At 56.0% G+C, this 12,206-nt stretch carries 11 protein-coding genes; 5 read left to right on the top strand and 6 right to left on the bottom strand.

Translation table 11 applies throughout. The features are described 5' to 3' along the window. Nucleotides 1-27 precede the first annotated feature (27 nt). From ACWJKU_RS05700 to ACWJKU_RS05675, 6 genes are all read right to left on the bottom strand, one after another. On the bottom strand, nt 28-1,080 hold the full coding sequence (locus ACWJKU_RS05700) for an XrtA/PEP-CTERM system-associated ATPase (protein WP_454146630.1): 1,053 nt from the start codon (nt 1,078-1,080) through the stop codon (nt 28-30). Between the two features lie 6 nt (nt 1,081-1,086). Next, entirely contained in the window at nt 1,087-3,018 is a 1,932-nt protein-coding gene (locus ACWJKU_RS05695; RefSeq protein ID WP_454146628.1) for a TIGR03016 family PEP-CTERM system-associated outer membrane protein, read from the bottom strand. Further along, on the bottom strand, nt 2,993-3,904 hold the full coding sequence (locus ACWJKU_RS05690; RefSeq protein WP_454146626.1) for an XrtA-associated tyrosine autokinase: 912 nt from the start codon (nt 3,902-3,904) through the stop codon (nt 2,993-2,995). Before ACWJKU_RS05690 ends, ACWJKU_RS05695 begins: the two co-directional genes overlap by 26 nt. A gap of 14 nt (nt 3,905-3,918) precedes the next feature. Beyond that, a complete protein-coding gene (locus ACWJKU_RS05685) occupies nt 3,919-5,469 on the bottom strand; it encodes an XrtA system polysaccharide chain length determinant (protein ID WP_454146624.1) in 1,551 nt (516 codons plus the stop codon). A 27-nt stretch (nt 5,470-5,496) separates the two neighbouring features. Then, the gene (locus tag ACWJKU_RS05680; RefSeq protein ID WP_454146622.1) at nt 5,497-6,102 is read right to left on the bottom strand and encodes an XrtA/PEP-CTERM system exopolysaccharide export protein; all 606 of its coding nucleotides are present in this window, start codon (nt 6,100-6,102) and stop codon (nt 5,497-5,499) included. A gap of 382 nt (nt 6,103-6,484) precedes the next feature. Next, on the bottom strand, nt 6,485-7,642 hold the full coding sequence (locus tag ACWJKU_RS05675; RefSeq protein WP_454146620.1) for an aminotransferase class I/II-fold pyridoxal phosphate-dependent enzyme: 1,158 nt from the start codon (nt 7,640-7,642) through the stop codon (nt 6,485-6,487). Between the two features lie 134 nt (nt 7,643-7,776). Here ACWJKU_RS05675 and dksA point away from each other — a divergent pair, with 134 nt between their 5' ends. The 5 genes from dksA to rsxC all read left to right on the top strand — a co-directional run bounded on the left by dksA (nt 7,777) and on the right by rsxC (nt 12,149). Further along, on the top strand, nt 7,777-8,217 hold the full coding sequence (dksA, locus tag ACWJKU_RS05670; protein ID WP_454146618.1) for an RNA polymerase-binding protein DksA: 441 nt from the start codon (nt 7,777-7,779) through the stop codon (nt 8,215-8,217). 23 nt (nt 8,218-8,240) lie between these two features. Further along, nucleotides 8,241-9,176: a tRNA glutamyl-Q(34) synthetase GluQRS gene (gene gluQRS / locus ACWJKU_RS05665; protein WP_454146616.1), complete on the top strand. Its 936-nt coding sequence runs from the start codon at nt 8,241-8,243 to the stop codon at nt 9,174-9,176. Nucleotides 9,177-9,344: 168 nt separating this feature from the next. Further along, complete coding sequence (rsxA, locus tag ACWJKU_RS05660; RefSeq protein ID WP_454146614.1) at nt 9,345-9,926, top strand: electron transport complex subunit RsxA; 582 nt, start codon at nt 9,345-9,347, stop codon at nt 9,924-9,926. Nucleotides 9,927-9,939: 13 nt separating this feature from the next. After that, nucleotides 9,940-10,479, top strand: coding sequence for an electron transport complex subunit RsxB (gene rsxB, locus ACWJKU_RS05655; protein ID WP_454146612.1), 540 nt, complete (start codon nt 9,940-9,942; stop codon nt 10,477-10,479). Continuing rightward, nucleotides 10,476-12,149 (top strand): electron transport complex subunit RsxC, encoded by a 1,674-nt coding sequence (gene rsxC / locus ACWJKU_RS05650; RefSeq protein ID WP_454146610.1) that lies wholly within the window; start codon nt 10,476-10,478, stop codon nt 12,147-12,149. Before rsxB ends, rsxC begins: the two co-directional genes overlap by 4 nt. Nucleotides 12,150-12,206 lie beyond the last annotated feature (57 nt).

Genomic DNA, 12,206 nt, shown 5'->3' with positions numbered 1-12,206 from the left:
GAAGTTTTAGGGCGGTCGCCGTTTTTCCTAGATTTTGTCAAGCGGTTCGCCATAAGCCTCATCCATGTCGAGCTGCAAGAGAATGGCTTTCCGCAGCAAAGCCCGCTCTTTTTGTACCGTTTTTCGCAAAGTGAGGACCAGATTCTCGAGTTGGACTACCCGCTCCTCCAAACTTCCGGCAACCGGAGCCGAATATCCCGATTCGATCGGGTACATAGTCGTCTCGGCATTCGTCAGTTCCGGACGGGATGGAGGCGACTCGACTCGCACGGCATCCTGCTCCATTTCCTTTATCACCAGCCGAACCGCTTCGAGATCCAATACATGCAGTTCCTCCAGATACCCATACAACAGGAGACGGTCGCATAGCGTATTGATGATCCGGGGCACGCCTTGGGTGTGCCGATAGATTTCTTCGAACGTCTCTTTCGTGAATTCCGGATCGTGCGCCCATCCCGCGGTCGCCAGGCGATGCAGGATGTACTCCTTGGTTTCTTCGCTTTCTAAGGGGCGCAAATGGTACATGGCCGTTATTCGCTGCCGTACCTGCTCCAATTTGGCTCCCTGCAAGGTGAACCGAAGCTCGTCCTGTCCCAACAGAAAAACTTGAAAAATCGACCGCCCTTCCAGCTCGAAATTGAGCAGCATGCGCAGTTCTTCCAAAGATTGGATCGGAAGGTTCTGCGCTTCGTCGACGACCAGCAGGACTCGTTTTCCCTCTCTGGCCTTGAGCTTGAAAAAATCTTCCAGATTCTTGAGCAGAACCGCCTTTGCGTCTCCATCGTAAGAAAGGCCGAAAGTGGCGGCTATGATCCGCAGAGTATCCTCGGCTCCGACCTGGGAAGTCACCATCAGGCCGGCGACGGTATTTTCATTCCGGAGCGTACCGAACAACTCCTTGACCAGCATCGTTTTCCCGGTCCCCGGCTCTCCGGTTACCACAACGAACCCTTCGCCTTGGGCTAAGCCATAGCGCAAATACGCCAAGGCTCGTTTGTGAACCGCGCTGTTGTAGAAAAATTCGGGATCCGGATTGAGTTGGAATGGCTTCTTTTTCAGATTGTAAAATGTCTCGTACATGAAGGATTAGAACCTCATATTCAAGCTGGCCGTCACCCGATTTTCCTTGTATTCATTCTCGGAGCGGTCGGAAGTCTGCTGCAAGTGCCGAAACTCCACCGAACCGATCAAATCGGTCCAAATATTTCGGTTGAGCGAGACCGCCATCATCGTAAGCTGATTTTCGGAGTCGCCGACCAATCCGGTACCTTGATTGTCGGTAGATTGCCGCAGAAAACGCAACATCGAGTAGGTTCTGGCCGCGAAGCGCCAGCCCAGGGACGCCGTGAATCCGAGAACATCCTGATCTCCCGAAAATTGGTAACTCCGGTTCTCCTGATAAGCGGTAAGCGCCAGCATACCCTTTGCAGAATGACCGGAAACCCCAACCTGCCCTCGTTCACGAGTAATCACTTCATCGGTCAAAACCGGCTGATCGATGGGCAACAAGAACGATTGATCGGCCGTCGGATCCGATATCGGCGTGCCAGATGAGTCCGTCGAGACAAGCACGTCTTGGTCCAACAGAACCTGCTGAATAGTCGTGGTGATGACGCCATAGCTGGCGTACCACATCGTTCTCCGGGTCCAGTGAGTCAGCAAGGCATTCCAAGTGGAACCGGCATTGAATCCTCCCAGCGGCCCGAACCCGCCGCCGCCGAACCCGCCGCCACCGAACCCGCCGCCGCCGAACCCGCCGCCGCCGAACCCGCCGCCGCCGAACCCGCCGCCGCCGAACCCGCCGCCGCCGAACCCGCCGCCGCCGAACCCGCCGCCGCCGAACCCGCCGCCGCCGAACCCGCCGCCGCCGAACCCGCCGCCGCCGAACCCGCCGCCGCCGAACCCGCCGCCGCCGAACCCGCCGCCGCCGAACCCGCCGCCGCCGAACCCGCCGCCGCCGAACCCGCCGCCGCCGAACCCGCCGCCGCCGAACCCGCCGCCATAAACGCCGCCCACATCGCTATTGCGATAGATCACTCGAATTGCGGTTCTTTTAGTGGGCTCCCATGACAATGCGCCGAAATAGTTGTTGAGACCCGCGCCGCCTTGAATGGTAAATTTCGAACTCGGCGACCAAGCCATTCCCGCCGTCCAGTAGCTTCCGTTTCGCGCTCGCGAGACGCGCGACTGTCCTGAAAAATCATTGCTGAAATTGCCGCCCTGGATAAACGCACTGATTTCCTGAGTCAGACGATATCGCACTTCTCCATTATAATTCTGATAGTTTATATCGCCGTTACCAAGCGAAGTTCCATTGCCATTATCACGCTGATTTTCGTAATTGTAGAAATTGGCTCTCCATGCGACCGTGTCAAACCAATTCCCGCTTCGCAAATCGACCCGCTCCTCCAGAATGTTCGAATCGATGTTGGCGCCGCCGATGTTTCCATACGTAACTCGGACGATACCTTCCGCATAACCGCCGAAATGAGGTAGCCAGTAAGGACTCATCCGAAAAGTTCTGTAGTCGCTCGTATTGCCCGTACGAGAAATGTTATCCAGAGCAAAACGACCCGCGGTCGAACCGTTATATTGGCCCATCGTGCTTGTCGAATTCAAAAAAATCGCATCGTCCCAAAGCTCGGTATTGGAATTCATCTGCATTTGGTTATTAATGCGAGGGTTGGCATCCGTACCCGCATAAAACAGATTCTGCATCCGGTAATTCAACCTGAATTGCGAGCGTCCCTCCCGCCGTATGGATATACCGGGACTGATTTCGGTTACGAACGCGTCGTCTGCCCGCCGCTCGCTTCCCCCTACTCTTTGACCGCCCAGGTTAATATTGTCCGAGTATATTTCCCGAGCGGTTAAAAAAGGCTCCACACGCCAGTCGACTGCATCGGCCTGAGAAAAATGTAAAATCAGAGGAAGGCCAAAGAGCAGTTCCTTTGAAACTCGGCTGCCCGACACGGGCAAAATCCTGTTCGAATCAGGTTTCGGGCTTCTGTTGTCCATAAGCCCCATACCCGTAACCATACCCATATCCGTAATATCGGAATCCGAATCCTTTCTTGGTTTTATTTAATACGCAGCCGATGATTTCGCAGGACTCCAGTTTCGCAATGGATTCCTTAACGAGATATTGCGGAGTGGATTCCGCTTCGATTACCAGGACGACTTGCCCCACCAGAGTCGCCAAAACCGGCCCCTGGCTGGCGGCCAGCAGAGGCGGAGAGTCGAAAATAACCACGCGGTCGGGATAACGCGCGGACAACTCTTTGACCAAACGTTTCATCGCGTCACTGGCCAGAAGCTCGGTGGAATAGCTATCCAATTTGCCGGCAGGCAATAAACTGAGATTTGGAATATCCGTTTTGACCAGGACATCGGAAAAACAGATCGTCTTGTCCTGAAGCAAATCGATCAATCCCGCCTTTGCCGGAATCCCGAGCAATCCCGCTATCGACGGTTTCGCCACATCGGCATCCACCAATAGAACGGTCTTATCCCGCTCCATGGCGATACTGAGGGCCAAATTCACTGCGCTAAAGGTTTTTCCCTCGCCGGGAACGCTGCTGGTGACGAGGATCAGATTGGCGCGCTCGATGCCGTTATCGCCATCCGGAAATGCGTTCATCAAGAGCGGGCGCTTTATCAGGCGATACTCCTCCGCCAACTGGCTGTAAGCCATTTCAGGCCCCAGCATGCCTTTTTCTCGCAAACGCTGCCAATCGATCGCGTATATTTTGGGCTCCGCGCGATCGATGGTGGGTTCCGGGCTCGATACGGCGGCTTCGGTCTTTGCTTCCCGCTCCATCGGATCTTGTCGACCGGGTTTTTCATGAGTCGAAGACTGTTCGAGCTCCAATGCCTTATCAAGTGCCTTTTCTATGATACTCATGCGGCTGACTCCGACTAGATAAAGGACGGAAGATGATACCCTTTGATCTCCAACACGATTACCGCGATGAACACCACGAGAAGCATGGCGAAAGTAGCGACAAAAGCCAGAAATTCACGCCACTTCCGTTGCTTGATTTGCGGAATCCAGCTCATGGACACGCTGCCGAGTACCGGCAGCCCTGTAATTTCACGAAGTTTATTCACTGTGGCAAAGGCGGGGCGGAGAATCGACAAAAATATGGCCGTGCCGAAACTCACCACGACGGCAGCTATCAAAATCCCGGACGACAATAGAATTCGTTTTGGACTGGACGGCTTCGTAGGCACTTGAGGCGGGTCGACTATTTTGAATTTAACGCTATCCGTGTTTTGCTCTACGCTCTCCGACATTCTCGCCGTTTCGCGCCGCTTCAGGAGCGCATCGTAATTTTGCTTGATCGCCGAATAGTCCCTGTTCAATCCCTGCAATTCGGTCTCCACTTTCAAACGGTCGTCCATTTGCTTTTTTAATTCTTCTATTTTTTGCTCAAAGATATTTACTCGCGAATTCAAGGACGCCACATTCGCATCCGCTTCGCCGAGCGCTATTTTCTTTTGCTGAAAAACGGGATTGGTCTCGCCGCCGGAGCCGATGCCGGCTTCGTCTCCGGATGCGGCGTCCGCTCCTTCCTTCTGCTTTTGCCGCTCCAAGTCGGCGATACTCTTTTTGACCGCGATGACCTCCGGATGACCCTTCGTATATTTGAGCAACAGTTCGTCCAACCGGGCTTGCAGCGCCTGAATACGCATATCCAGAGGACTTGCCGCAGCCTGGCCGCCGAAATCCATGAACGTCGGCTCCTCCTCGTCCAACTGCCTCTTCAGTTCTTCGCGGCGGTTGATGGCTTCTTGCAGCGCTATCTTCGCCTCTTCGAGTTGCCCGTTCAGAGAACCGAGCTTCTCATAGAGGTCGCCGCCCTGCTGCGGCAACAATCCATAATTGGCTCGCTTGAAATCCTCTTTTGCTTTTTCCGCAACTTGCAAACGAGCCTCGTATTCCTTCAACTGCTGATCCAGAAACTTTTGCGCGGAGTTCGAATCTTCTCGAGATTCTCCAAGGGTCTGCTCGACAAAAATAGTCAACAGTGCTTGAACGATCTTTTTGGCCGTCGCCGGATTTTGATCTTCCGCGCTGATCGTGAACAGATTGTTTTCTTTACCCGAAATACTCATCGACGATTGCAGGCGGGCAACCAGTTTCTCCATGGACCCTTCGTCCTTGGCGCCCAAATCCAAATCGGTCATCCGAGCCACCTTCTCCAGGTTGGGACGACTGAACATAAGTTTCGACATCAGACGGATTTGGCCGGAAACGTCCGGTTGGATCGCCAAGCCCGAAAGTAGAGGGCGCAAAACAGAGCGAGTATCGACATGTACTCGCGCGCTGGCCTCGTATTTGTCGGGCATTTGCGCCACAAAAATCCAGCCCGCAAGACTAATTACCCATGCCAAAATCATGGAATGCCATTTATAGCGAGTCGCGCTTTGGATATAAGCGAGAATTTCGGTAACTAGTTCATGCATGGAAATCAGCTCCTAAGCGAAACGGGTTTAGAAATACGCTTCCGGAATAATCAGGATATCTCCGGGCAGTATATTTACATTAGCCGTAATATCGCCATCCTCGAGCAGATCATCAATACGAACCCTTAGTTGCTGCTTTACGCCATTCAGCGTTCTCACGATCGTGGCCCGATTTCCCGCCGCAAAATCCGTAACCCCGCCCACAACGATCATCAAATCCAGCAGAGACATATTCTCTTTATAGGGAACGGCCTGAGGTTTCGCCGCCTGCCCGACGACTCGAACTTGCTCGCTATAGGGGCCGACAAAACCACTCACGATTACGGTTACCAATGGATTGCGAATATATTTCGCCAATTCTTTTTCGATATCGCGCGCGAGTTGAAAGGGGGTTTTACCCGATGCGGGAAGCTCTTCTACCAACGGTGCGCTGATTTTTCCGTCCGGGCGAACGGGCACGCTGCGAGATACCTCGGGATTCCCCCATACGAACATTTCGACGCTATCACCGGGCCCGATAATGTAAGTATAATCTGAGGGCGGATCGACATTTGGAGTAAGCGGGGCACATCCCACGAGAAACGAGAGGCAGAATAAAATTCCGCATGAGGCTCTATACCTGGCACGACGCATATGTCTATCCCCAATTAGCTTTTTATTAAGACGGCCGACTCAGGAAACCCGGAGCGAAACAAGTCCGGCCGACGCCCCGACACCGCAAAAACCAGACGGTATTCATGGGCTTTGATTCAAACGGTGCGGTATACGGAACGTCAGGTTCCATGCAAGCGCCAAAATCTGGCTCTTCGCTTTCGCAATTCGGCTCCCCCCCAAATTGATACTGCAACGACTTTGGATTCGATCGGTTACTGAATTTACATCAAGTCATTGATTTTTAAGTATATTACTAATCGGAAAGGTTTCCCGGGCAAGCCTTGTCGTAAACGCTCCGTAGATCGAGCGATGGCCAGCAAGTCTAGCACAGCTCTTCCGTTCCCAATTCGTACGAGCAGGGTCAGCGCTGTACAAATCGGCTTATCCGAGTGATTGCCGTAGCCAATCGATCACGAGTAACCGCATAGGAAAATCGAAGATGGCTTTCCGGCGCATTTTTACCGAAATCCTTGCCCGGAGTCAGCGCCACGCCCGTTTCCTCCAGCAAATCCAAGGCGAACTCGAGACTGCTCGATGTAAATCGACTGCAATCGGCGTAGACATAAAAAGCGCCGCTCGGGATGGTACTGATCGAAAATCCAATTTCTTGCAACCGTTCGCAAAGAAAATCCCTTCTTTCTTGGAAGACGAGTCGTCGCCGCTCCAATTCTTGTAAGTTCGCTTCCGCAAAGGAAGCCAGGGCGGCATATTGTGAAGGGGCCGGCGCCGAAATGAAAATATTCTGCGCCAGTTTCTCGACATTATCGATATAGTCGCGGGGGACCACAAGCCAGCCGAGTCGCCAGCCCGTCATACCGAAATATTTTGAAAAACTATTGACAACGAAAATCCGATCCGAAAACTCCAGCGCCGTCGGCGACGGTTTGCCGTATTCGAGCCCGTGGTAAATCTCGTCCGCGATCAAAAAAGCCGATCTTTGCTGCAATACGTCGATCAGCTTTTTCAGCTCATCCGCTTGCAGCACGGCTCCCGTGGGATTTGAGGGCGATGCGATCACCGCTCCTTTCGTTCGACCGTCCCAGCAGGCGGAAAGGAGCTCCGAATCGAGATGAAAGCGCGTTGACGCGTCGACGGGAACCAGCGAAGGAATGCCGCCGAAAAGTCGAACGAAATTCGAATAACACGGATAGCCCGGGTCCTCCAGCAGAACCTTGTCACCCTCGTTGAGCAGCAGGCTCATGGCCAACAAGAAGCCGCCGGAAGCGCCGGGCGTGATGAAGATTCGCTCGCTCGCGACCCGTACGCCGTAGCGATCGCGGTAATGCTTCGAAACGGCCTCGCGAAGCTCGGGCAAGCCGGCGGCCGGCGTATATCTTATTTCTCCGCGCCGCATGAATTCGGCCGCGGATTCGATGACCAAGGGTGGAGTCGGAAAATCCGGCTCGCCGATTTCCATATGAATGACATCCCGCCCCTGCCGCTCCAATGCCTTGGCGCGAGACAAGACTTCCATCACGAAGAACGGCTGTATGTCAGCCATGCGATCCGAAATAATCATTCTTGATCCGTCTTACCGAAGAGCGGACCGGAAGCCATCCCGCGGCGAAATGAGCGAGGCTCCGGCGATCTTGCAGAACTGCAATTTGTTTGCTAGTAATATCCGGTTTTTGAACTTGGTTTAGGAGTTTACGGATGTCCAGCGCCCAAAAAGCCGATACTCATGTGACACCTTTCAGCTTCACGCCCTACCCCATCAAGGACGACGAAGAATACATGAATGAGGCTCAAGTCGAGCACTTCCGTCGCATTCTACAGAATTGGAAGGCGGAACTCATGAAGGAAGTCGATCGCACGGTGCATCACATGCAGGACGAAGCGGCCAATTTTCCGGACCCGAACGACCGCGCGACGCAGGAATCCGAGTTCAGCCTGGAACTGCGTACCCGCGACCGGGAGCGGAAACTCATCAAGAAGATCGAAGAATCCCTGGAAAATCTCGAACGCGGCGATTACGGTTATTGCGAAACCTGCGGCGTCGAAATCGGCCTCCGGCGCCTCGAGGCGCGGCCGACGGCGACCCAGTGCATCGACTGCAAAACCCTGGATGAGATCCGGGAAAAGCAAGTCGGCTGATCTTAGGCCCTTCCGTCCCGGACTTGAACGACACCCCACTCTCTACTCTCTCTTCCAAGCCAAAATACCGGGGCCGTTTCGCGCCGTCGCCGACCGGCCCTCTGCACCTGGGTTCCCTCTATGCCGCTCTGGCCAGCTTTCTCCAAGCGAAATCGCAGCAAGGCGAGTGGCGTTTAAGAATCGACGATGTCGATCCTTTCCGTACCGTTGCCGGTTCGGCAGACCGAATTCTTCGCACCCTGGAAGCCTTCGGTCTGCACTGGGACGGGCCGATCCTCCATCAGAGCGAACGTTTCGAAGCCTATCGCGCGGCGCTCAAGCGGCTCGACGCTCAACGCCTCCTTTATGCCTGCACCTGCTCGCGCAGAGATCTCGCCGCTTTGTCGGACGGAAATGCGGAAACGCCGATCTACCCGGGATTCTGCCGGAACAAGAATAAGATTGCGGAGGACGCTCCTCACGCCCTCCGCGTCATAACCGAAGATACGCCCGTAGCATTCGAAGACTTGCTCCAGGGGCCTTTGGCGCAGAATCTCGAAAAGGATGTCGGAGACTTCATCGTTCTCCGGCGCGACCGAGTGTATGCCTACCATCTGGCAACCGTGCTCGATGATGACGAACAAGGCATCACCGAAGTGGTTCGGGGCGTCGATCTGCTCGATTCCACGCCCCGGCAAATCTATTTGCAACGGCTGCTCGGCTTGCCCACGCCGATGTACGCGCACGTTCCGGTTCTCCTGGATCGAACGGGTCTCAAACTCAGCAAACAGACGTACGCCGATCCCGTGGACGGACAAAATCCTTCGTTCGCCCTGGTTGGTCTATTGGCTCTCCTGAATCAAAATCCGCCTCGGAATTTGCGATCGGCCGAGACGGAAGAAATCCTCGATTGGGCGATTCGAAACTGGGACATTTCCCGACTGTCGGATCTGCGTGCCATTCCGGTGAACTTATCGTGAGCTATCCTTACAAAACTTGAATAACGCTTCGCTTCCCGATCGGACAGCCCCGCTCCTCGACTTCCGCAAAAAACAAAGTGTTTCGGTCGGATTCATGGTTTGACAAGTCTTTGCTTTTCTTTAAAATTTCGCGCTCCAACCCACGACCCGCTTTCTCGACTTTCTTTAATGAAGGATTACCTGCTCATCCTGGTCGGAACGACCTTGGTCAATAATTTCGTCCTGGTCAAATTTCTCGGACTTTGCCCCTTCATGGGCGTGTCGAAAAAACTCGAAACCGCGATGGGCATGGGGTTGGCGACCACTTTCGTCCTGACCCTGTCGTCGGTGAGCAGCTATCTCGCCAACGAATATCTGCTGGTCCCTCTGGGATTGGAATATCTCCGCACCATCGTCTTCATCGTTGTCATCGCCGTGGTGGTGCAATTCACCGAAATGGTCGTCCGCAAGACGAGTCCCCTGCTCTATCAGGTGCTGGGCATCTTTCTGCCGCTCATCACCACCAACTGCGCCGTGCTCGGCGTCGCGCTGCTGAACGTGCAGTCTCGGCACGGATTCATCGAATCGTTTTTATACGGCTTCGGTGCCGCGCTCGGCTTTACCCTGGTTTTGGTTCTGTTCGCCGCGGTGCGCGAGCGGATCGATGCGTCCGATGTTCCCCTACCTTTCCGCGGCAACGCCATCGGTTTGATTACCGCCGGCCTGATTTCCATGGCGTTCATGGGATTCTCCGGCCTCGTCAAGGGCTGATCCGGTCTCGTCCATGTTGGCCGTATTCGTCGTTTGCGCATTATTTGCCTTATTCGGCCTGGTCCTGGGCTATTCCGCCCGGCGTTTCAAGGTCGAGGGCGATCCCTTGGTCGACAAAATCGATGCCGTGCTGCCGCAAACGCAATGCGGGCAATGCGGGTTTCCCGGCTGCCGCCCGTATGCCGAGGCCATCGCGCGGGGCGATGCGGACATCAACCAGTGTCCTCCCGGCGGCGAGGAAGGCATCATCGTCCTGGCCGATTTGCTGGGCGTCGAACCGAAGCCGTTGAGCGCCGAGCACGGCGTCGAAAAGCCCAAATCCGTTGCCGTCATCGACGAAAACCGATGCATCGGCTGTACCTTATGCATCCAGGCCTGTCCCGTGGATGCGATTCTCGGAGCCGCCAAGCTCATGCACACGGTCATCGCCTCGGAATGCACGGGCTGCGAACTGTGCGTGGCACCTTGCCCGGTCGATTGCATCCGCATGGAACCCGTTAAAGAAACCCTGGCCACCTGGCGATGGCCCGAACCCAAGGCGGTGGCCCGGTGAGCCCGTTCAAACTCTGGCATTTTCACGGCGGCCTGCATCTGGACGGGCACAAGCGGGAATCCTGCAGAGCCCCGCTCGCAGTCGCGCGTTTGCCGGAAAAATTGATTTTTCCGTTGCAACAACGGAACGGCGAAGATTCCAAACCGACCGTCGCGCCCGGCGACCGGGTCCTGAAAGGCCAGGTCATCGCCCGCGACGACCGTCCGTTCAATCCGCCGATCCACGCGTCCAGTTCCGGCATCGTCCGGGTGATCGAAGACCGGCCCCTGCCGCACCCGTCCGGCCTGTCCGGCTCGTGCATCGTGATCGAGACCGACGGCGAAGATGCTGCCGTCGACTTCGCCGGGATAGCCAATTACAGGCGGTATTCGCCCGAGGAATTGCGGCGGACGATTTACGAAGCCGGCATCGTGGGACTCGGCGGAGCCGCTTTCCCGACCGCGGTCAAGGTGGCGCCGGGCGGCCGCAAGATCGACACGCTGATTCTGAACGGCGCCGAATGCGAGCCTTACATCACCTGCGACGACAGCCTGCTCAGCCATTATCCCGAGGACGTGCTGGAAGGCGCCAAGATCCTCCTGCACATACTCCAGGCGGAACGCTGCCTCTTGGCGGTGGAAGACGACATGCCGGACGCGCTGGCCGCGCTGGAGAAAGCGAAGAAACGGGGAAATTTCGAGGCTATTCAACTCATCCGCGTTCCCGCGATCTATCCCACCGGCGGCGAGAAGCAATTGATCAGCGTGCTGACCGGCCGCGAGGTGCCGACGCGCGGCATTCCGGCCGACGTCGGCATCGTCTGCCAGAACGTGGGAACGGCCGCCGCCGTCTGCAACGCCGTGGTTCGCGGCATGCCCTTGATGTCCCGTATCGCGACGGTAACCGGCCGCGGCGTGAAACAGCCGCAGAATATCCTGGCCCGGATCGGCACGCCCCTGGCCGATCTCATCCGGCAATGCGGCGGCTACACGAACGAAGCCGAGCGGCTGGTTCTGGGCGGACCGATGATGGGCTTCGACGTGCCGACCGACGATTTGCCATTGACCAAATCGGCCAACTGCCTGCTGGTCGCCGGCCGCAACGAACTGATCGGCGAAAAGCGCTCCCTGCCCTGCATCCGCTGTGGCGCCTGCGCGGAAGTCTGCCCGGTGAACCTGCTGCCGCAGCAGCTTTACTGGTACGGCCGCTCGGATCAGATCGAACGCGCACTGGATTACGAGCTGTTCGACTGCATCGAGTGCGGCTGCTGCGATTATGTCTGCCCGAGCCACATTCCGCTCGTGCAATATTTCCGCGCCGCGAAAGGCAAGGCCGTTGCCAAGCGGCGCGAGCGCGAAAAGGCAGATCATGCCCGATTGCGGTTCGAATCGCGGCAAGCGCGCAAGGAACTGGAAAAACGCGAGCGTGCAGAAAGCGCAAAGCGGAAGAAAGAAAGCTTGGGCGCCGGAAAATCGCCGGAAATTCTCGAAGCCATCGAGCGGGCCAAGCTCCGGCGCGCGGAAAAAGCGGCGCCGTCAGGCGAAAAACCCGTACCAGTCGCCGAGCCAGAAACGGCAACGCCGCCGGCGGTCGACGAGAGTCCCCGCTCTTCCACCGGCGCCGGTCACGTCGAAAATCAGGCAGTCGACCGGAAATCCGAGGATAGCGCGATGTCGTCGGAGATCGATTAGTCCGGCATTTCCCATCCGACGGCCAACCCAAAACACCCATCGCCCAACACTCCCCGA

It is taken from the genome of Methylocaldum sp. MU1018 (assembly GCF_053646775.1).
The sequence above is the reverse complement of the archived record's forward strand: the minus strand, read 5'-3'. Positions and strand labels throughout refer to the sequence as shown.